Annotated in this window: 21 protein-coding genes; 9 read left to right on the plus strand and 12 right to left on the minus strand. The window is 57.5% G+C overall.

The features are described from left to right. Positions 1-207 precede the first annotated feature (207 nt). From glpD to CKW17_RS28675, 4 genes are all read right to left on the minus strand, one after another. Positions 208-1,746: a glycerol-3-phosphate dehydrogenase gene (glpD, locus tag CKW17_RS28660; RefSeq protein ID WP_095123246.1), complete on the minus strand. Its 1,539-nt coding sequence runs from the start codon at positions 1,744-1,746 to the stop codon at positions 208-210. A 260-nt stretch (positions 1,747-2,006) separates the two neighbouring features. Further along, positions 2,007-2,762: a DeoR/GlpR family transcriptional regulator gene (locus CKW17_RS28665; RefSeq protein WP_007916700.1), complete on the minus strand. Its 756-nt coding sequence runs from the start codon at positions 2,760-2,762 to the stop codon at positions 2,007-2,009. Between the two features lie 95 nt (positions 2,763-2,857). Further along, positions 2,858-4,360: a glycerol kinase GlpK gene (gene glpK / locus CKW17_RS28670; protein WP_038369082.1), complete on the minus strand. Its 1,503-nt coding sequence runs from the start codon at positions 4,358-4,360 to the stop codon at positions 2,858-2,860. A 77-nt stretch (positions 4,361-4,437) separates the two neighbouring features. Then, complete coding sequence (locus CKW17_RS28675; RefSeq protein ID WP_095123248.1) at positions 4,438-5,289, minus strand: MIP/aquaporin family protein; 852 nt, start codon at positions 5,287-5,289, stop codon at positions 4,438-4,440. Positions 5,290-5,651: 362 nt separating this feature from the next. On the opposite strand from CKW17_RS28675, the gene ybaK reads away from it, so the two are divergent. Then, the gene (gene ybaK, locus CKW17_RS28680; RefSeq protein WP_003227741.1) at positions 5,652-6,122 is read left to right on the plus strand and encodes a Cys-tRNA(Pro) deacylase; all 471 of its coding nucleotides are present in this window, start codon (positions 5,652-5,654) and stop codon (positions 6,120-6,122) included. 95 nt (positions 6,123-6,217) lie between these two features. Next, complete coding sequence (locus tag CKW17_RS28685) at positions 6,218-7,000, plus strand: PhzF family phenazine biosynthesis protein (protein WP_095123249.1); 783 nt, start codon at positions 6,218-6,220, stop codon at positions 6,998-7,000. Between the two features lie 78 nt (positions 7,001-7,078). Here the strand turns inward: CKW17_RS28685 and CKW17_RS28690 are convergent, their stop codons facing one another. Together CKW17_RS28690 and argF are read right to left on the minus strand one after the other, a co-directional pair. Beyond that, entirely contained in the window at positions 7,079-8,188 is a 1,110-nt protein-coding gene (locus CKW17_RS28690; protein ID WP_095123251.1) for an ABC transporter ATP-binding protein, read from the minus strand. Beyond that, complete coding sequence (gene argF / locus CKW17_RS28695) at positions 8,185-9,105, minus strand: ornithine carbamoyltransferase (RefSeq protein WP_038369078.1); 921 nt, start codon at positions 9,103-9,105, stop codon at positions 8,185-8,187. Before argF ends, CKW17_RS28690 begins: the two co-directional genes overlap by 4 nt. A 404-nt stretch (positions 9,106-9,509) precedes the next feature. Here argF and CKW17_RS28700 point away from each other — a divergent pair, with 404 nt between their 5' ends. The 3 genes from CKW17_RS28700 (at position 9,510) to grxD (ending at position 12,478) form a co-directional block, all read left to right on the plus strand. Beyond that, positions 9,510-9,800 carry a hypothetical protein gene (locus CKW17_RS28700; protein ID WP_027612069.1) on the plus strand — a complete coding sequence of 97 codons (291 nt, stop codon included), beginning with the start codon at positions 9,510-9,512 and terminating at the stop codon, positions 9,798-9,800. A 133-nt stretch (positions 9,801-9,933) separates the two neighbouring features. Beyond that, on the plus strand, positions 9,934-12,039 hold the full coding sequence (locus CKW17_RS28705; protein WP_095123253.1) for a molybdopterin oxidoreductase family protein: 2,106 nt from the start codon (positions 9,934-9,936) through the stop codon (positions 12,037-12,039). A gap of 97 nt (positions 12,040-12,136) precedes the next feature. Next, the gene (gene grxD / locus CKW17_RS28710) at positions 12,137-12,478 is read left to right on the plus strand and encodes a Grx4 family monothiol glutaredoxin (RefSeq protein WP_008079424.1); all 342 of its coding nucleotides are present in this window, start codon (positions 12,137-12,139) and stop codon (positions 12,476-12,478) included. A gap of 188 nt (positions 12,479-12,666) precedes the next feature. On the opposite strand, the gene bfr is transcribed toward grxD, so the two are convergent. Together bfr and CKW17_RS28720 are read right to left on the minus strand one after the other, a co-directional pair. Next, positions 12,667-13,140 carry a bacterioferritin gene (gene bfr, locus CKW17_RS28715; RefSeq protein ID WP_095123255.1) on the minus strand — a complete coding sequence of 158 codons (474 nt, stop codon included), beginning with the start codon at positions 13,138-13,140 and terminating at the stop codon, positions 12,667-12,669. A gap of 201 nt (positions 13,141-13,341) precedes the next feature. After that, a complete protein-coding gene (locus CKW17_RS28720; RefSeq protein WP_003227725.1) occupies positions 13,342-13,560 on the minus strand; it encodes a bacterioferritin-associated ferredoxin in 219 nt (72 codons plus the stop codon). A gap of 314 nt (positions 13,561-13,874) precedes the next feature. On the opposite strand from CKW17_RS28720, the gene CKW17_RS28725 reads away from it, so the two are divergent. Continuing rightward, on the plus strand, positions 13,875-14,477 hold the full coding sequence (locus CKW17_RS28725; RefSeq protein ID WP_003227723.1) for a peroxiredoxin: 603 nt from the start codon (positions 13,875-13,877) through the stop codon (positions 14,475-14,477). Between the two features lie 72 nt (positions 14,478-14,549). Here the strand turns inward: CKW17_RS28725 and rnt are convergent, their stop codons facing one another. After that, positions 14,550-15,227 (minus strand): ribonuclease T, encoded by a 678-nt coding sequence (gene rnt / locus CKW17_RS28730; RefSeq protein WP_016986654.1) that lies wholly within the window; start codon positions 15,225-15,227, stop codon positions 14,550-14,552. Beyond that, entirely contained in the window at positions 15,224-16,270 is a 1,047-nt protein-coding gene (pyrC, locus tag CKW17_RS28735; protein WP_095123256.1) for a dihydroorotase, read from the minus strand. The genes rnt and pyrC overlap by 4 nt, the downstream gene beginning before the upstream one ends. Before the next feature lie 160 nt (positions 16,271-16,430). Here pyrC and CKW17_RS28740 point away from each other — a divergent pair, with 160 nt between their 5' ends. Together CKW17_RS28740 and CKW17_RS28745 are read left to right on the plus strand one after the other, a co-directional pair. After that, complete coding sequence (locus CKW17_RS28740; protein WP_095123258.1) at positions 16,431-17,339, plus strand: OmpA family protein; 909 nt, start codon at positions 16,431-16,433, stop codon at positions 17,337-17,339. 129 nt (positions 17,340-17,468) lie between these two features. Beyond that, the gene (locus CKW17_RS28745; RefSeq protein WP_007916658.1) at positions 17,469-18,686 is read left to right on the plus strand and encodes an argininosuccinate synthase; all 1,218 of its coding nucleotides are present in this window, start codon (positions 17,469-17,471) and stop codon (positions 18,684-18,686) included. A 133-nt stretch (positions 18,687-18,819) separates the two neighbouring features. Here CKW17_RS28745 and CKW17_RS28750 read toward each other — a convergent pair whose 3' ends face one another. Next, positions 18,820-19,536, minus strand: coding sequence for a hypothetical protein (locus tag CKW17_RS28750; RefSeq protein WP_095123260.1), 717 nt, complete (start codon positions 19,534-19,536; stop codon positions 18,820-18,822). Positions 19,537-19,976: 440 nt separating this feature from the next. Here CKW17_RS28750 and CKW17_RS28755 point away from each other — a divergent pair, with 440 nt between their 5' ends. After that, positions 19,977-20,603: a response regulator transcription factor gene (locus tag CKW17_RS28755; protein WP_095123262.1), complete on the plus strand. Its 627-nt coding sequence runs from the start codon at positions 19,977-19,979 to the stop codon at positions 20,601-20,603. A gap of 89 nt (positions 20,604-20,692) precedes the next feature. Here the strand turns inward: CKW17_RS28755 and CKW17_RS30455 are convergent, their stop codons facing one another. Next, on the minus strand, positions 20,693-20,866 hold the full coding sequence (locus tag CKW17_RS30455; protein WP_095123264.1) for a PA3496 family putative envelope integrity protein: 174 nt from the start codon (positions 20,864-20,866) through the stop codon (positions 20,693-20,695). Between the last annotated feature and the right edge of the window lie 23 nt (positions 20,867-20,889).

The raw sequence follows: 20,889 nt of genomic DNA on the forward strand, positions 1-20,889 counted from the left end.
CATTATTACAATCGGATCAGGCTGCACAGTCACAACGGATATCGGACTCCGGTAGCAATGGAAGCCTTGGCAGCATGAGAAATGACCTAAACCCTATAACCGTGTCCAGTATCGTTTGACCAGATCAGGGTGAGGGGGGCTGGATCTCATTGGCACAACAAAAAGCCCCTGAATCTCACAATTCAGGGGCTTTCGTTTAAGCATTGATCAGGCCGCTTCGATCTTGCGGTTCTGTTCAACCTTGCCCAGATAAGCCGCCAGTTTTTCCTGCTCGACCGGGGTGGTGAACAAGCCCAGTTTGCTGCGGCGCCACAGAATGTCGTGGGCAGTGGTTGCCCACTCTTCGCTACACAGGTAATCGACTTCACGGGTGTAGAGCCCGCCGCCGAGGTGTTCGCCCATGTCTGCCAGAGTCTCCACGCCTTCAAGCATGCGCCAGGTGCGGCTGCCATAGGTGGTGGACCAGCGACGAGCGATCTCGGTCGGCACGAAGTCGAACTTGTCGCGAATCTGCGCGCACAGAGCCTGCGGGGTGGTCATGTCTTCGCCACCGGGCAGGGTGGCGGTGGCCGTCCAGCTCGGGCGCATCTGGGTGAAAAATGGCAGCAACTGCGCCATCGCCGACTCAGCGAGTTTGCGGTAGGTGGTCAGCTTACCGCCAAACACTGACAGCAGCGGCGCTTCTTCGCCGCCGGCCGACAACGCCAGGGTGTAATCGCGGGTCACGGCCGACGGGTTGTCGGATTCGTCGTTGCACAGTGGACGTACGCCCGAGTAGCTGTGCTGGATGTCGTCGCGGCTGAGCTGCTGCTTGAAGTGCGCGTTGACCACTTTCAGCAGGTAATCGGTTTCGGCATCGGTAATCGCCACTTTTGCCGGATCGCCAGTGTATTCACGGTCGGTGGTGCCGATCAGGGTGAAGTGGTTGTTCAGGTACGGAATGGTGAAAACGATGCGCTGATCTTCGTTTTGCAGAATGTGCGCGTGATCACCTTCGTACAGTTTCGGCACGATGATGTGGCTGCCCTGAATCAGACGGATGCCGTACGGTGATTCCATCTTCAGATCGTCACGAATGAATTTGGCAACCCATGGGCCGGCAGCGTTCACCAGCGCTTTGGCGGTGATCGAAAACAGGCTGCCATCGGCACGTTCCAGGTTCAGGTGCCACAGGCCCTTGGCACGGCGGGCGCTGACGCAGCGAGTCTGGGTGTGCACGTGAGCGCCTTTTTCGCGGGCGGCCATGGCGTTGAGTACCACGAGGCGGGCGTCGTCGACCCAGCAGTCGGAGTATTCGAAGCCATTCTTTATTTCGCTTTTAAGCGCGCTGTCGGCGCCGAACTTCAGGCTTTTCGAGCCTGGCAGCTTTTCGCGTTTGCCGAGATTGTCATAGAGGAACAGGCCGGCGCGGATCATCCACGCCGGACGCAGGTGCGGACGGTGCGGCAGCACGAAGCGCATCGGTTTGACGATGTGCGGCGCCTTGGCCAGCAGTACTTCGCGTTCGGCCAGCGCTTCACGCACCAGACGGAATTCGTAATGTTCGAGGTAGCGCAGGCCACCGTGGATCAGCTTGCTGCTGGCCGACGAGGTGTGGCTGGCCAGATCGTCTTTTTCACAAAGGAACACCGAAAGCCCGCGACCGGCGGCATCCGCTGCGATCCCCACGCCATTGATCCCGCCGCCGATAACGGCGATGTCGTAGATCTCGGAGAGTGGGGGCGTACGCAAGGTAGAGGTGGACATCGGCTGGCCTCGGGTTCTTTTGATTTTCTATATTGGAAATCGAACATGAATGTTCATTTGCGAAAATGGTAGCCCATAAACACGCGCGCAGCCAGTCACGTTCGATTGAAAAAACTCATCGAAGGGTAGAGAAAGGAAAATTTTCGAACATTAAAAGCAAAAGATCGCAGCCTTTGGCAGCTCCTACAGGTCAAGTGAACCTATGTAGGAGCTGCCGAAGGCTCGGGCCGCGATCGGACGATCTTTTGATCTTGGGGGGGCTAAACGACTTCCAGGCGAATCTTGTGCTGACTCAACAACTGCGCCAACGCCGGCACCGGCTGCTGATCGGTCACCAGGCAATCAATCAGACTGATCGGCCCCAACCGAATCATCGCGTTACGCCCGAACTTGCTCGAGTCCGCTGCCAGAATCACCTGTCGCGCATTGGCAATGATCGCCTGGGAAACCCGCACTTCCTGATAATCAAAGTCGAGCAAACTGCCGTCTTCATCGATCCCACTGATCCCGACCAGGGCGAAATCAACCTTGAACTGATTGATGAAATCCACGCTTGCCTGGCCGACCACACCGCCATCACGACGGACATTGCCGCCGGTCAGCAACACATCGAAATCATCCTTGGCACTGAGCATCGACGCCACGTGCAGGTTGTTGGTGATGATCTTCAGGTGATTGTGATTGAGCAGGGCGCGGGCAATCGATTCGGTGGTCGTGCCGATATTGATGAACAGCGAGGCGTGATCGGGGATCTGTGCGGCGATGGCTTCACCGATGCGTTGTTTTTCATCGCGCATTTGGTCGGCGCGCATCGCATAGGCAGTGTTTTCGACGCTGGAATCGTAGGCAGCACCGCCATGGTAGCGACGCAGCAGATTGGCTTCCGCGAGCTGATTGATGTCGCGGCGGATGGTTTGCGGGGTAACAACGAACAGCGTGGCCATTTCCTCGATGCTCACATAGCCGCGTTCGCGGACCAGCTCGAGGATTTGCTGCTGACGGGGAGGCAGATTCATGGGGCTTCCTTTGGGCTGCCGTGCAAAATTTGCCCATGATGCCGCAGGAATCCGCTCCCTACCAGTTAGATGCCTATCTGGATCTGAAGGTTGGCTTATTCAGCGTCTTCACGCGCCCAGTCACGGGTGCGGCTGACGGCTTTTTTCCAGCCTTTGTACAGCTTCTCTTTCTCCACTTCGTCCAGGCTCGGCTCGAACTCGCGCTCGATCACCGCTTTGCCGCGCAGTTCGTCCAGGCTGCCCCAGAAACCGCACGCCAGACCGGCCAAATACGCCGCGCCGAGTGCGGTGGTTTCGCGCATTTGCGGACGCTCGACCTGAGTGCCAAGGATGTCGGCCTGGAACTGCATGAGGAAGTTGTTCGCCACCGCGCCACCGTCCACACGCAGAGCCTTAAGGCGTTCGCCGGAGTCCTGTTGCATGGCGTCGAGCACGTCGCGGGTCTGGTAGGCGATCGACTCCAGCGCGGCGCGGATGATGTGATCCACACGCACACCGCGAGTCAGACCGAACAGCGCGCCACGGGCATACGGGTCCCAGTAGGGAGCGCCGAGACCGGTGAACGCCGGTACCAGGTACACGCCGTTGCTGTCCTTCACTTTATTGGCGAAGTATTCGGTGTCGTGGGCGTCGTTGATGATCTTCAGTTCATCGCGCAGCCACTGCACGGTGGAACCGCCGTTGAACACCGCGCCTTCCAGTGCGTAAGCGACTTCGCCACGCGGACCGCAGGCGATGGTGGTGAGCATGCCGTGCTGGGATTTCACCGCTTTGTCGCCGGTGTTCATCAGCAGGAAGCAGCCGGTGCCGTAGGTGTTTTTCGCCTGGCCTGGCTCGACGCACATCTGGCCGAACAGGGCGGCTTGCTGGTCGCCGGCGATACCGCCGATAGCGATGCCGCTCTTGGTGCGACCGTAGATTTCCGAAGAAGCCTTCACTTCCGGAAGCATTTCGCGCGGGATGTCGAGGATCTCGAGCATCTTCGAATCCCACTCCAGCGAGTGGATGTTGAAGAGCATGGTGCGCGAGGCGTTGGTGTAATCGGTGACGTGCACCTTGCCGCCGGTGAATTTCCAGATCAGCCAGCTATCGACGGTGCCGAACAGCAGTTCGCCGTTGCGCGCACGCTCGCGGCTGCCTTCGACGTTGTCGAGGATCCACTTCAGTTTGGTGCCGGAGAAGTACGGGTCGGTAACCAGACCGGTGTTGTCGCGGATGTACTCTTCGTGGCCATCGCGCTTGAGTTGCTGGCAGATCTCGGTGCTGCGGCGGCACTGCCAGACGATGGCGTTGTACACCGGGCGGCCGGTGGTCTTGTCCCAGACTACGGTGGTTTCGCGCTGGTTGGTGATACCGATGGCGGCGACCTGATCGTGATGCAGACCGGCCTGGGCCAGCGCTTCAACCATCACTGCGCTCTGAGTGGCGAAGATTTCCATCGGGTCGTGTTCGACCCAACCGGCCTGCGGGTAATGCTGAGCGAATTCGCGCTGCGCGGTGCAGACCACGTTCGCATCGCGGTCGAAAATGATCGCGCGGGAGCTTGTCGTACCCTGATCAAGGGCAATGATGTAGTTCTTATTCTGAATGTCGGTCATGTCGATTGCCTTGGACGAAATAAGGGAGAGTGGGCCGTGGCGCAGGCTCTAAAGGGCAGGAACCCGCGCCGACTGTTTCAAGAAGTTCTTGGTTTGCCGTCAATGGCCGGTTCTGCATCCTTTGTAGCAGGTGTGGCGCCGGTCAGGTGACGGGCGATGAGCCCGCGATACCCGGCAGCGCCGAGGCAGGCACCGACAATCGGTGCAAAAATCGGAATCAGGAAGTACGGAATATCGCGACCGCCAGTGAAGGAAATTTCACCCCAGCCGGTAAAGAAAGTCATCAGTTTCGGACCGAAATCGCGTGCCGGGTTCATCGCGAAACCGGTCAGCGGGCCCATCGAGCTACCGATCACCGCGATCAGCAAGCCGATCAGCAGCGGTGCCAATGGGCCTTTCGGCAGACCGTTGTTGTCGTCGGTCAGCGACATGATCACGCCCATCAGAATCGCGGTGATGATCATCTCGACCAGGAACGCCTGAGCAGTCGACAGAACGGGATTCGGGAAGGTCGAAAACACCGAGGCCAACTCAAGGCTGGCGGCCGAGCCACGGACCATTTGATGAGTTTGTTCGTAATCGAAGAAAAGATTGCTGTACAGCGTGTAAACCAGCAGCGCGCCGCAGAAGGCGCCGGCGATCTGCGCAAGAATGTAGAACGGCAGTTTGCGCTTTTCGAAGTCAGCGAAGATTGCCAGAGCGATGCTCACGGCCGGGTTCAGGTGCGCGCCAGAAACGCCGGCAGTGAGGTAGATCGCCATGCTCACGCCGACGCCCCAGATGATGCTGATTTCCCACAGGCCGAAGCTGGCGCCCGCGACTTTGAGCGCGGCGACACAACCGGTGCCGAAAAAGATCAGGAGGGCAGTACCCAGAAACTCGGCCATGCATTGGCTCGAGAGCGTTGGTTGCTGTAAAGCAGTTGTCATTGAAAACCTCGGTTTTTGTTGTTGTCTGGCGCGCTGCCGTCAGGGCAGGGCGCGATTTTCCCCGGTCAGGAATCCCCATTCCTTTCCCGGTTTACTGCTGAATGCTGCGGTGATGATAATTCTTACATTATTCAGATTCGAAAAAATATAGACAAGAAACAAACCTGTCAAAGGTCGAAAGTGAACCGTCGGTCACAATAAAACTATTCGTTGTGTGAATGATCCTGTGTCGTCCACGCGCGATGGTGTTTGCAGAATGTCTGCAAGCCACGGGAATCGTGGCTTGGGATAGAGCCTTTTAGGGGATGATCACCTAGAATCCGGCACAGTGTTTTTCCATCACTGCCGAGCCCGGAGCTGCCATGACCCCTGCGTTGGACTTGTTGAAAAAAGTTCGTGCCGAACATCGCGTGCACAGTTACGAACATGACCCAAAGGCCGCGTCCTATGGGCTGGAGGCCGCAGAAAAACTCGCGCTTGAGCCAGCGCAGGTGTTCAAAACCCTGCTGGCGGCCAGCGAAAAGGGCGAGTTGCTGGTGGCAGTGGTGCCGGTCGTCGGAAGCCTCGACCTCAAGGGCCTGGCGCATGCCGCCGGTGTGAAAAAAGTCGAGATGGCTGACCCGGCAGCGGCCCAGCGCTCCACCGGTTATCTGCTGGGTGGCATCAGCCCGTTGGGGCAGAAGAAGCGCCTGCGCACCTTCATCGATAACTCGGCTCAGGGTTTTGCGACTATTTATGTCAGCGCCGGGCGGCGAGGGCTGGAAGTTGAATTGGCACCTGCCGTGCTCGCCGAACACACCCAAGCGAAATTTGCCGATATCGGCCGTGCGTAGTCGTTATCACTGTATGCAGAAAATTGGCCGGTTCTGTCACTGGCGTTGATCGCCTCGTGGTTGCATGCTCTGCCGACTGACTTAGGGAGAAGGTTATGCAGCTCGAGTTTCATCAGGTCGACGCGTTCAGTGATCGACCGTTCAGTGGCAATCCGGCGATGGTCTATCGGCTGGATGCGTGGCTTGCGGATGAGCTGATGCAGAAGATTGCCGCCGAGCACAATCTGGCGGAAACCGCGTTTCTGGTGCGCGAAGGTCAGGCCTGGCATATCCGCTGGTTTACCCCGACCACTGAAGTACCGTTGTGCGGACACGCCACGTTGGCCAGCGCTTATGTACTGTTCGAAATCTACAAGGAAAGCGCCGAGCGTATCGACTTCACTTGTGAGTCCGGCGCGCTGAGCGTCACTCGTGAAGGTGATCGGTTGTGGCTGGACTTCCCTTCGATCGTGCCGTCAGAGATTGGTGTGACGCTGGACGTCGAACGAGCATTGGGCGTTGAAGCCGTTGATGTGCTCGGCTCCAACGAACTGTTTGTGGTGCTGGAGTCAGAGCAGGCAGTGCTTGATTGCAAGCCGGACATGGTTGCACTCGCCAAACTGCCGTGGCTGGGCGCGATAGTTACGGCGCGGGGCAATCAGCACGATTTCGTCTCGCGTTATTTCGCGCCGGCGATTGGCATCAATGAGGATCCGGTGACCGGGTCGACGCATTGCAGCTTGATTCCGTATTGGTCGAAGCGACTGGGCAAGTCGAGCCTGACCGCGTATCAGCGTTCGGCGCGGGGTGGGGAGTTGTTCTGTCGGCTGGAAGGTGAGCGGGTGAAGATTGGCGGCAATGCGACGCTGGTTGCCAGTGGAACCCTGATCCTCGGTTAAAAGCTAAAAGATCGCAGCCTTCGGCAGCTCCTACATTGATCCCTGTAGGAGCTGCCGAAGGCTGCGATCTTTTGATCTTTAAAGCGTGGCGCTGTAGCGGCGGACGCCGTTTTCCACTGCCGGGATCTGTGCGGCGGTGCTGCCCGATGCCTGGAACAGTACGAGGTGTTCGGCGGCGACACGAATCCCGACTTCCGCGCCAACCTGATGATCAGCATGGCTCGGGAAAATCGATTCCAGCTGCGCACCCGTCGGCAGTTGCAGGCGATACAGCGTCGAAGCGCCCAGGAAGGTCTTGCCGACAATCCGTGCTTTCAAACCACTGTCCGGCGCATAAACAATGTCATCAGGACGCAGCAATACATCCACGGCGCCGCCGATCGGCCATGTATAAGCACGATTGCCGCGCAACTCACCCAGTTCAGTCTGCACCGATTCCGGGCTGCCAAGCTGGCCGCGAATGAAATAACCCTGACCAATGAAGCTGGCCACATAAGGCGTTGCCGGCTCGTGATACAGGTTGTACGGCGTATCCCACTGTTCCAGTCGACCTTCCTTGAACACGCCAACGTGATCGCTGACGGCAAAGGCCTCTTCCTGGTCGTGGGTCACTAGAATCGCACTGGTGCCACGGGCCTTGAGAATGTCGCGCACTTCATGGCTGAGCTTGCGCCGCAGTTCGCCATCAAGGTTGGAGAATGGCTCGTCGAGCAGTAGCAATTGCGGTTCCGGCGCCAAGGCGCGGGCGAGGGCTACGCGCTGCTGCTGGCCGCCGGACAACTCGTGCGGGAAGCGCTTGCCGAGGTTCTTCAGGTTGACCAGTTCGAGCAGCTCTTCGGTGACGCGCTCCTTGTTCGGATGCTTGCGGATACCGAAGGCAATATTGTCGGCAACGCTCAGGTGCGGGAACAGCGCGTAATCCTGGAACACCATGCCGATCCGGCGTTTCTCCGGCGCCAGGGTGAAGCCGGCGCTGGAAATGGTCTCACCGCCGAGGGTGATTTCACCTTCATGCACCGGCTCGAAGCCGGCGATGGCGCGCAGGGTGGTGGTCTTGCCGCAGCCGGACGAGCCGAGCAGGCAGCCGATGTCACCGGCGTTGAGGTGCAGATTGAGATTCTGCACCACACGTTGATCTTGATAGCCGCAAGCGAGGTTGCGCAGGTTCAGCAGTAATTCATGGCTCATGCGTGGTGATATGCCGGTTCGACGAGGAACTCGAGCAGGGCCTTCTGTGCGTGGAGACGGTTTTCTGCCTGATCCCAGGCGACGGAGCGCGGGTCATCAAGCAGGTCGAGGCTGATTTCTTCGCCACGGTGCGCAGGCAAGCAGTGCATGAACAGCACGTCCTCGGCAGCGAGGTCGAGCAGGGCACGGTTGACCTGGAACGGTGCGAACAGCTTGAGGCGCTTGGCAGTTTCCTCTTCCTGACCCATCGAAGTCCAGACATCGGTGCTCACCAGATGCGCGCCGCGCACGGCGTCGGCCGGATCGCGAACGATGGTCACGCGATCGCCGGCCTTGGCGACGAACTCAGGGTTTGGTTCGTAGCCTTCCGGGCAGGCGACGCGCAACTGGAAATCGAACTGCATCGCCGCTTCTATATAGCTGTTGCACATGTTGTTGCCGTCGCCGATCCAGGCCACGGTCTTGCCCTGAATCGAGCCACGATGCTCAAGGAACGTCTGCATGTCGGCCAGCAACTGACACGGGTGCAGGTCATCGGACAGGCCATTGATCACTGGTACGCGCGAATTGGCGGCGAATTCGGTCAGGGTGCTGTGGGCAAAGGTACGGATCATCACCGCATCGAGCATGCTCGACATGACAATGGCGCAGTCGCCGATCGGCTCGCCACGGCCCAGTTGGGTGTCGCGCGGCGACAGGAAGATCGCCTGGCCGCCGAGCTGGATCATGCCCGCCTCGAAGGAGATCCGCGTGCGGGTCGAGGATTTCTCGAAGATCATGCCCAGCACGCGGTTTTTCAGAGGCTCGAACAGTACGCCGCGGTTACGCAGGTCCTTGAGCTCAACGCCTCGACGGATCACGCTGACCAGCTCTTCGGGCGTGCAATCCATCAGGGAGAGAAAGTGCCTTGCGCTCATCATTGACTACCTTTTTGCTACAAACCGCAGATGCTCAAAGCCTTGTTTAACGGAACAACGGGCGAGACCTGCGGCGTAAGCCGCACGGGGCGACGAAATAGGGGGAGGCGCGATATTGACACTAAATGTCGCGTTTTTCCAATAGGCTACGGTTTTTGCGAAAATCGAAGGGCGCACTGGATATTGCAGTCGCGCATTTGAAGCCGGGTTCAGGACAGCTGCGAGTCCCTTTGTACACTGGCCTCGCAGGGCTTGGCAATGCGGCGTGGCGGGGATTGCGTCGCTTGGGTCGGTTTACCACCGTGGCGCCATGCCATCATTTGGTCGGATGTTCAGGCTGAAACATTTGCTAAAGCAAAGTGCTGGGTTATAAATAAGTTTCGAGCGACGCAGGAAGCCTCCGCATGGAATCGAAAGAAAAACTGTTAATGGAATTGCTGGGCCACACGGCTCGCTCACTGACCCATCTCACCGCGTCGGTCACCTCAATGTCTTTCGAACTGCTGCGCAGCGAAGACGAAGTGGTGAAGACCGCCGGCCGCCACATGATTGACCGCATGGCGACCATCAGCGCCGGCCTCGATGAGCACTGGCGCCTGATCGGCGAGCTCACCGGCGTACATGTCGCCCACGAGCAGATCGAAACCATCCAGGAAATTCAGTTGGCTGCGCCGCCGCAGCTGCCGTCGAACTGATCGGGCGGTTTATCGGCGCACCTGATAGGCGTCGATTCACAAGACGAACGTCGCTGGCGCCTGAACGGCGCCGGGGCCATAGTTCTGTTCCCGCGGACGTTATTGCCCGCCCAGAACAAGACAGAGACTGGCCATGACCAAGACTCTCCATCACCGTGCCTGCCATCTGTGTGAAGCCATTTGCGGGCTGACCATCGAAACCACCGAAACCGATGGCCACGTCGCGATCACCTCGATCAAAGGTGATGCCCTCGACACCTTCAGCCGTGGCCACATTTGCCCCAAAGCCGTGGCCCTGCAAGACATCCAGAACGATCCGGATCGTTTGCGCCAGCCGATGCGCCGCGTTGGCAGTGAATGGCTGCCGATCGAGTGGGACGAGGCGTTTGCGCTGGTGGCCGATAAACTGGCGGCGATTCAGGAGCGTCATGGCCAGAACGCTGTGGCGGTCTATCAAGGCAACCCGAGCGTGCACAACTACGGGCTGATGACTCACAGCAATTATTTCCTTGGGTTGCTGAAGACGCGCAATCGCTTCTCGGCGACTTCGGTCGATCAGTTGCCGCATCACCTGAGCAGTTATCTGATGTACGGCCATGGTTTGCTGCTGCCGATTCCGGACATTGATCACACCGACTTCATGCTGATTCTCGGCGGTAATCCGCTGGCGTCCAACGGCAGCATCATGACCGTGCCAGATGTTGAGAAACGTTTAAAGGCAATCCAGGCGCGCGGCGGTAAAGTCGTTGTGGTCGATCCACGGCGCAGCGAGACCGCGGCCATGGCTGACCAGCACCTGTTCGTGCGTCCCGGTGGCGATGCGGCGTTGTTGTTTGGCATGCTCAACACGCTGTTCAGTGAAGGCCTGACCCGCGACAGTCATCTGCCGGTCGATGGTCTGAATGAAGTGCGCGCGGCAGTTGCATCGTTTACCGCTGAAACCATGAGTCCGTTGTGCGCCGTGCCTGCCGAGCAGATCCGGCAGTTGGCACGTGACTTCGCTGCTGCGCCGAGTGCGGTGTGTTATGGGCGCCTGGGCGTTTCAACCCAGGCTTTCGGTACTCTGTGCCACTGGGTAGTGCAGTTGATCAATCTGGTCACCGGCAACCTCGACCGGGTTGGCGGCGCGCTGTGCACCGAACCTGCGGTAGATCTGGTGGCGTCAACCTCGGGCGGGCATTTCAACAAATGGCAGAGCCGTGTCTCGGGACGTCCTGAATACGGCGGCGAGTTGCCGGTCTCGGCGCTGGCCGAAGAGATGCTCACCGAAGGCGAGGGCCAGATCCGTGCGCTGATTACCGTCGCCGGTAATCCGGCGCTGTCGACGCCAAATGGGCGGCAACTGGAGCAGGCGCTGGACGGTCTGGAGTTCATGGTCAGCATCGACTTGTATATCAACGAAACCACGCGCTACGCCGATCTGATCCTGCCGTCGACCTCGGCGCTGGAAAATGACCACTACGACACCACGTTCAATCTGTTCGCGGTGCGTAACGTCACCCGCTTCAACCGCGCGATCCTCGCCAAGCCCGAGGGCGCCTTGCATGACTGGGAGATCTTCGTGGGCCTGGCCAAGGCGTTTGCCGAGAAGACCGGCAAGGAGCTTAAACCGACCATGCCGCCGGCGAAGATGATCGACATGGGCCTTCGCATGGGCATGTACGGTGACGCGTCTGAGCAAAAGCTGTCTGTGGCGACGCTGTTTGATCATCCGCACGGTATTGATCTGGGGGCGTTGAAAGCTAATCTGGCGCCGCGCCTGAAAACGCCTAATCAGCATGTGCAGGCCGCTCCGCCGGAGATCCTTGCTGACCTCGCGCGTTTCGCCGCATTGCAAGCACCGGCCGCCGATGAGCTGTTGATGATTGGCCGCCGTCATGTGCGCAGCAACAACTCCTGGATGCACAACTATCACCGATTGGTGAAGGGCAAGCCGCGTCACCAATTGTTGATGCACCCGGATGACCTTGCTAGTCGTGGTCTCAACGATGGTCAATTGGTGCGCGTCAGTTCGCGGGTCGGGCAAATCGAAGTCGAAGTACTCGGCAGCCTCGACATGATGAAAGGCGTGGTCAGCCTGCCGCACGGTTGGGGCCATGCGCGCCCGGGCGTGCAAATGGCGATTGCCAGCGGTCAGCCGGGGTCAAGTGCCAATGACCTGACCGATGAATGCCAGCTCGACGAGCTATCCGGCAACGCCGCGCTCAATGGTGTGCCGGTGACGGTGGCGGCGGCTTGATCTAGTCTGTCGGGGAGACCGAGCATGGCGCTCGGGATTCCGTTACAATGCGCCACCGTGCCGACCCATGAGTCGGAAAGTTCAGCCGAGGTGCTCCATGGATATCATCGAAACGATTAAAGAGCAGATTGCCAACAACACCATTCTGCTTTACATGAAAGGTTCGCCGAATGCCCCACAGTGTGGCTTCTCTGCGAAAGCTGCGCAGGCTGTGATGGCGTGTGGCGAAAAGTTTGCGTACGTGGACATCCTGCAGAACCCGGAAATCCGCGCCAACCTGCCGAAGTACGCCAACTGGCCGACTTTCCCACAACTGTGGGTCGGCGGTGAGCTGGTCGGCGGTAGCGACATCATGACCGAGATGGCTGCAGACGGTTCGCTGCAAAGCACCATCAAGTCGGCTGTTGAAGCGGCAGCGGCGAACAAGTCCGAAGCCTGATAAGGCTGGGTTTCACCCGACACTTCCTGCTTGTGTAGGAGCTGTCGAGTGAAACGAGGCTGCGATCTTCTGATCTTCAGCCAATAAAAAGCCCCGCCACTCGAAAGAGGGCGGGGCTTTTTAGTGCGTTCGAAACGTTACTGCAAGTTGCCGGTGCAATCTGAAAAGATCGCAGCCTTCGGCAGCTCCTACTCTTCGCCCATCTGCGATTGCAGATAATTCTCAAGACCGATCTTATCGATCAGGCCCAGCTGGGTTTCCAGCCAGTCGATGTGTTCTTCTTCGGATTCGAGAATGTCTTCAAGCAGTTCACGGCTACCGAAGTCACCGACGGTTTCGCAATGCGCGATCGCGGTCTTCAGGTCAGCGTGGCCGGTCTTCTCGATACGCAGGTCGCACTCCAGCATTTCCTTGGTGTGCTCGCCGATGTGCAGCTTGCCCAAGTCCTGCACGTTTGGCAGGCCTTCGAGGAACAGGATGCGCTTGATCAGCTTGTCCGCGTGTTTCATCTCGTCGATGGATTCTTTGTATTCGTGTTTGCCGAGCTTGTTCAGACCCCAATCTTCGTACATGCGCGCATGCAGGAAGTACTGATTGATCGCGACCAGCTCATTGGCAAGGATCTTGTTGAGATGCTGGATGACTGTAATGTCGCCTTTCATGATCGGAGTCCTGCCCTGTAATAGCTGTATATACGGCAGAGTTTGAGCTTCGTACTTATAAGTGTCAAACCTAAGTTATTGAATAATATATGAAAATTAATCGGAATAAGAATGTTTGTGTTCCGCGTCTGGAGCCTAAGCAATTGATTTACAGGCATAAAAAAACCGGACATAAGTCCGGTTCTTTGAAATGGGGTGTTATTACGCAGCAGTAAATTCTACCGGGTAAGGGATCGCGGCCTGGGCGGTTTGCAGCTTGGTCAGGGTTTCGCGGACCACTTCCTTGGCAAGGCAGGCACATTTGCCGCATTGGCTGGCGACGCCGGTGGCCTGGCGGACTTCTTTATAACTGCAGCAACCTTCATAGATCGCTTCGCGGATCTGTCCGTCGGTGACGCCAGTGCAGAGACAAACATACATAAGTGAGAACCGTCGCTGGTTGTGACTCAATTGCGATGGATCTTAATGTTAACGAGAATGATTGTCAAAGTGCTTTCGGAAGGCTTCAGCTGATTAACAGCCATGACTGACGAACGGTATTTACTGGCGATTTGCCTGGCCCCGTAAATGCAGCGCCGTTCTGCGCCTGCTTTGAAAAACCGTTGAGGACAGGCCAAATTCGCAGTGTATGATGGTCGGCCCTTGCGAAGGGGGTTCGTGTCACAGGGCTGTCGTCTGAGGATGGCAGGCTGGCGCGGACCCTGAACTTCAAGTTTTTACACCAGGAGATATCAATGAGCGTACTCGTAGGCAAACAAGCCCCTGACTTCACCGTCCCGGCCGTACTCGGCAATGGCGAGATCGTTGACAGCTTCACCCTGTCCTCGGCCATCAAAGGCAAATACGGCCTGGTGTTCTTCTACCCACTGGACTTCACCTTCGTCTGCCCGTCCGAGCTCATCGCTCTGGACAACCGCATGGCCGACTTCAAGGCACGCAACGTTGAAGTGATCGCTGTGTCGATCGACTCGCACTTCACTCACAACGCATGGCGCAACACTCCAGTGAACAATGGCGGCATCGGCCAGGTGAAATACACCATGGCTGCCGACATGAAGCACGACATCGCCAAGGCTTACGACGTTGAGTCCGAAGGCGGCGTGGCTTTCCGTGGCGCGTTCCTGATCGACGACAAAGGCGTTGTCCGTTCGCAGATCATCAACGACCTGCCGCTGGGCCGTAACATGGAAGAGCTGATCCGTCTGGTCGACGCTCTGCAATTCCACGAAGAGCACGGCGAAGTCTGCCCTGCCAACTGGAAAAAAGGCGACAAAGGCATGAACGCGTCGCCAGAAGGCGTTGCTGCCTACCTGACCGAGAACGCTGCTGCCCTGTAAGGCGCAACGTCGAGGTACAAAAAAACCGGCCCATGGCCGGTTTTTTTATGCGCGGGATTTACTCGACGAGAATCAGTCGTCGAAGTCTTCCCAGCCGCCCATCTGTTTCCAGCGATTGACGATGCCGCAGAACAGCTCTGCGGTTTTCTCGGTGTCGTAACGCGCCGAGTGCGCCTCACGGCCGTCGAAATCGATGTCGGCAGCCTGGCAGGCTTTCGCCAGCACGGTTTGACCGTAGGCCAGACCCGCCAGCGTCGCGGTGTCGAAGCTGGAGAACGGGTGGAACGGGTTGCGCTTCATGTCCAGTCGCGCAACTGCGGCGTTGAGGAAGCCGAGGTCGAAGCTGCTGTTGTGACCGACCAGAATCGCGCGCTTGCAGCCATTGGCCTTCAGCGCCTTGCGGATACCTCGGAAAATGTCAGTCAGCGCGGTTTCTTCGCTGACCGCCATGCGCAGTGGATGATCGAGCTTGATCCCGGTGAACTCCAGCGCTGCCGCTTCAACGTTGGCGCCTTCGAACGGCTCAACGCGGAAGAAGTAGGTGTGATCGGGGTAAACAAAGCCCTTTTCATCCATGGCGATGGTGGTCGCAGCAATCTCCAGCAACGCATCGGTGGCCGAGTTGAAACCACCGGTTTCTACGTCGACGACTACCGGCAGATAGCCGCGAAAGCGTGCTGCCATCGGGTGACGGGAACCGCCACCGCCACTTTGACCGTCCAGTTCGTCGTCGAAATGGTCTTCACTCACGCGTGTTCCTCCAGCAGGCGCCAGCGCAGTTTTTCACCGGCGCGCAGCGGGATAACGGTCAGCTCGCCAAACGGCAGGCTGGTCGGGGCAGTCCATTCTTCACGAACCAGGGTGATGCGATCGGTGTTCGTCGGCAGGCCGTAGAAGCGCGGGCCGTTGAGGCTGGCGAAGGCTTCGAGTTTGTCCAGCGCGTTACGCTGCTCGAAGGCTTCGGCATACATCTCGATGGCGGCGTACGCGGTGTAGCAGCCGGCGCAGCCACAAGCAGCTTCTTTGGCGTGCTGGGCGTGCGGTGCCGAATCGGTGCCGAGGAAGAACTTCGCGCTGCCACTGGTGGCGGCGTCGAGCAGGGCTTCCTGATGCGTATTGCGCTTGAGGATCGGCAGGCAATAGAAGTGCGGCCGAATCCCGCCCACCAGCATGTGATTGCGGTTGTAGAGCAGGTGATGCGCGGTGATGGTCGCGCCAACGTTGGCCGAAGCCTCGTTGACGAACTGCACGGCGTCGCCGGTGGTGATGTGTTCGAACACCACTTTCAGCGTCGGGAAGCGCTCGACGACACGACGCATGTGCTCATCGATGAAAATCTTTTCGCGGTCGAACACATCGACGTCGCCACGGGTGACTTCACCGTGGATCAACAGCGGCATGCCGACTTCTGCCATGGCTTCGATTGCCGGCAGAATCTTGTCGATGCTGGTCACGCCGGAATCGGAGTTGGTGGTCGCGCCGGCCGGGTACAGCTTGGCGGCGTAGACAAAACCACTGGCCTTGGCTTCACGAATTTCTTCGGGCTGGGTGCGGTCGGTGAGGTACAGCACCATCAGCGGCTCAAAGCGACTGCCGGCCGGGCGGGCAGCGAGAATCCGCTGGCGATAGCCGTCGGCTTCAGCGGCGTTGCGCACCGGAGGTACCAGGTTGGGCATGATGATGGCGCGGCCAAACGTGCGCGCAACATCGGCAACGGTATTGGTCAACACGGCACCATCGCGAAGATGAATGTGCCAGTCGTCGGGACGCAGCAGGGTCAGGCGGTCGGACATGAGGGGCTTCCAGGCGGGTCAAACTGAGGCGAATGCTACCGGAAAAGACTCTTGCAGGCACTCGCTATCAAGTTTTGCGGAAACCTTCCGATATCCCGTAGGTATGCCGTAAACATAGTGTGAATCGGTCTTTGTGTTTCAGAAGCCAATGGAGCCTCCCGTGCGCCAGCGTTATTTAGCCTTGCTCAGTGTGTTTGCCAGCCTTCCGGCCATGGCGCTCACGTACCAGACCCGTCTGGAGAACATTGAGTGGACGGTCGCCGGCGACAAGTTCGAATGTCGTCTGACCCAACCGATCACTGATTTCGGCTCGGGTGAGTTCGTGCGCAAGGCCGGCGAACAGGCGATCTTCCGTCTGAATGCCTACAACGCCATGCTTGGCGGTGGTTCGGCGACGTTGCTGGCGGCGGCGGCACCGTGGCAGCCGGGTCGTGGTGACATCAATCTGGGCAACGTCCGGCTCGGCAGTGGCAACGTGCTGTTCAGCAGTTCGCAATCCCAGGCCGGTGGCCTGATCAGCGGTCTGCTGGACGGTCGCAGCCCGGTTGTACGTCGCGCGTCTGGCGATGGCCGTGTCTCGGAAGTGCGTTTATTGCCGGTGAAATTCAGCAAGGCGTTTAACGACTATCAGACCTGTGTAGCGAAGTTGCTGCCGCAGAATTTCGACCAGATCAAGCAATCGCAGATCGGCTTCCCCGGCGAGGGTGTTGATCTCGACGCCGCCGCCAAGGCCAAGCTGCAAGTGATGCTCGAATTCATGAAGGCCGATCCGACGGTCAATCACATCGAACTCGATGGCCATTCCGACAACAGCGGTAATCGTCTGACCAACCGTGAACTGTCGCGCCGCCGAGCGCTGGCAGTGGTCGACTTCTTCAAGGCCAATGGCATCGCCGAATCGCAGATCACAGTACGTTTCCACGGTGAACAATACCCATTGGTTCCGAACACCAATGCGGCCAACCGGGCGAAGAACCGTCGGGTTGCGGTGAAGCTTGCACGCGTGGCGCCAACCACCGCTCCAGCGCCTCAGGCGAGCACCCCAGCCAGCACCGCAGCGACTTCCTGACCCGCCGGTCATCGTCGCGCTGTCGACAGATTCTGTCGCTTTGTCGTCTTAAGCTGTCGCGCCTCTGTAAATTATCGCGTTTGAGCGGTAGACTCCTCGGCTTTCCGTAGAACCCCGTGGAGTGATGGCATGGCGGACGTAAACAAGGTCGTTCTGGCGTATTCCGGCGGCCTGGACACTTCGGTGATCCTCAAGTGGCTGCAGGATACTTATAACTGTGAAGTGGTGACCTTCACCGCTGATCTCGGTCAAGGCGAAGAGGTCGAGCCGGCCCGCGCCAAGGCTCAGGCCATGGGCGTCAAAGAAATCTACATCGACGATCTGCGCGAAGAGTTCGTGCGTGATTTCGTGTTCCCGATGTTCCGCGCCAACACCGTTTACGAAGGCGAGTACCTGCTGGGTACTTCCATCGCACGTCCGCTGATCGCCAAACGTCTGATCGAAATCGCCAACGAAACTGGCGCTGACGCCATTTCCCATGGCGCCACCGGCAAGGGCAACGACCAGGTGCGTTTCGAACTGGGTGCCTACGCACTCAAGCCAGGCGTAAAAGTCATTGCACCATGGCGTGAGTGGGACCTGCTGTCCCGCGAGAAGCTGATGGACTACGCCGAGAAGCACGCGATCCCGATCGAGCGTCACGGCAAGAAGAAGTCCCCGTACTCGATGGACGCCAACCTGCTGCACATCTCCTATGAAGGCGGCGTGCTGGAAGATACCTGGACCGAGCACGAAGAAGACATGTGGAAATGGACCGTCTCCCCGGAGAACGCTCCTGATAAAGCGCAATACCTGGAACTGACCTACCGCAACGGCGACATCGTTGCACTGGACGGCGTCGAAATGACTCCGGCCACCGTGCTGGCGACGCTGAACAAGATCGGTGGTGCTCACGGTATCGGCCGTCTCGACATCGTCGAGAACCGTTACGTCGGCATGAAGTCCCGTGGTTGCTATGAAACCCCGGGCGGCACCATCATGCTGCGCGCTCACCGCGCCATCGAATCGATCACCCTGGACCGCGAAGTCGCTCACCTCAAAGACGAGCTGATGCCGAAATACGCCAGCCTGATCTACACCGGTTACTGGTGGAGCCCAGAGCGTCTGATGCTGCAGCAGATGATCGACGCTTCGCAGGTCAACGTGAACGGCGTTGTGCGCCTGAAGTTGTACAAAGGCAACGTGATCGTCACTGGCCGCAAGTCCGACGATTCGCTGTTCGATTCCAACATCGCGACCTTCGAAGAAGACGGCGGTGCTTACAACCAGGCCGACGCGGCGGGCTTCATCAAGCTCAACGCGCTGCGCATGCGCATTGCTGCCAACAAGGGCCGCAAGCTGTTCTGAGATTTTTCAGGCTGAGGCGCAATGAAAGGGCGGCCTTGTCTTCGAGACAAGGCCGCCCTTTTTTTAAATTCGTTGTCAGTTTGTTGTCGAATGATGCCAGTGCCTGGCTGCATGTGCGGCGAGGACAGACTGTTCAATTGCGACCCAGCAGCGTCACCGCTTGTGAGCACAGGTTGTAAACAATGCAAAGTGTCGTGCTCGAACCTTTCTTTGCGTGTTTGATCTGCAGGAGTGCATTTTTAGTCAGTGAAGCATCTGACACATGATTGGAAAGAAACACGATGACCCGGTCGGTATTTTTATTGGAATTTCGGATTTTTTCCAGAATCGTGGCGAACTCTCTCGACGCCTCAATATTGCGTGCATCAACAATATGAAGGTTGCTGATGGATGCGGGTAAGCGAATATTGTGTTGAACGGTAAGGTTTTGATTCGTATCGACGCGTGGCGGAGGGTCGGGGACGTTATGGATTTTGCACGAATCCTTGCACAGTGCAGCCGCGCTCTCGCAGGGCACGATGTGGCTTGATATTTCAAACGTATCGAGTGTGCCTGGTTCCTGCGTTAACGTATTTCGTTTGTTGTCATGATCATTACTGTCCATTGCTTTTAAAAAGCTCTCGTCTTTGCCGAAGTCGGAAGGCGAATAGAGGGAGCGGTAGTTGAAATTAAGCGTTATAAAAAAAAGAAATAACAAGTAAAACGGAAAGCTGATCAAGAACCACACATATACGGCCCGGTCCTCATTATTGAGGAAGGGTAGAGAGATAGCGGCCGAGGCCTCGGAGAGTCCAGCGAATATTGCGATGACTGTCATTGGGTTGTTGATCTTGTTTTTTATCCTTAACATGGTCTTGTTCTTTTGTTTTGGTTTTCTCATTTGATGGCGTCGTTTTGTTTGGTTGTTAGTAAGGTGGTTGATTGGAGTTTGTATTTATAGCAAAAAGTTTTTGTAAGGCCGTAAATATCTTGTTTCAGTGTTTATTAACTAGTGGGGCGGGTATTGATCCGGTTCGTACGCTTGTAATGCGGTGACCGTAGGATCTGGCAGGCTTTTCGGCCTTTGCAGGCGCACGCGGTTACAAATCAGCAACGGACAGGTTGCGCAGTATCTAGAGCGGTATGTCGTCGGATATTTAGGAGGGCAATGATTTTTTGTAGGAATAATCCTCAATCACTGTAGGGGATGTCTTGCGATGCGAGTCCATGAAAGGCTTGGCATACTAAGGGGCAAGTGACTGGGCTATTGTGCGTGTTCTAAAAACTCGAACAGCGAAACTGGACTTGCCCATGAATAAAGTGCTGATCGTGGATGACCACCCCGTCATTCGTCTCGCGGTACGTATGCTGATGGAACGTCATGGCTACGAAGTCATTGCAGAAACTGATAATGGTGTAGATGCATTACAACTTGCTCGCGAGCAAATGCCGGATATAGTCATTCTGGATATTGGAATACCGAAACTTGATGGGCTTGAGGTTATTGCTCGCCTGACTTCGACAACCATGCCTATTAAAGTGCTGGTGTTGACTTCGCAAGCCCCTGGGCACTTTTCGATGCGCTGCATGCAATCAGGGGCGGCGGGTTATGTCTGTAAACAGCAGGATCTCACCGAGTTGTTGAGTGCGATCAAGGCGGTTTTGTCCGGATACAGTTACTTTCCCAATCAGGCACTCCACACAGTGCGGACCAGTTTGGGTAATGCCAGTGAAGCCGATATGGTGGATCGCCTTTCCGGTCGCGAAATGATGGTGTTGCAGCAGTTGGCGCGGGGCAAGACGAACAAGGAAATCGCCGATGGCATGTTCCTGAGCAACAAGACCGTGAGCACTTACAAGACCCGCTTGTTGCTGAAACTCAATGCGCGCTCGCTGGTAGATCTGATCGAGTTGGCGCAGCGCAATGGGCTCGTCTGAATCTTTCAGTCGCTGACGGGGTCATGGGCCGATCGAATTCAGTGAGTCGCAGAAAGTAAAAAGCCTCCGGTTCGGGAGGCTTTCAAGTTTCAAAGATCAAAATCGTAATCGGCCAATTGCTTTAGCAGTCGGCGCTCCTCAAGCAGGTTGTCGATAGTGCGGCGCTTGCTCAGATTGGTCTTGGCAACTTCAACCGCCGGTTCGGCGTCATCTGCCTCCGTGGTGTCGTCATCCAGCTCCATTTCCTCTTTGTCAGTACTCATAAATCACTCCCACACTAAGACTG

The organism is Pseudomonas sp. Irchel s3f10 (assembly GCF_900187515.1).
Taxonomy (GTDB): Bacteria; Pseudomonadota; Gammaproteobacteria; order Pseudomonadales; family Pseudomonadaceae; genus Aquipseudomonas; species Aquipseudomonas tensinigenes.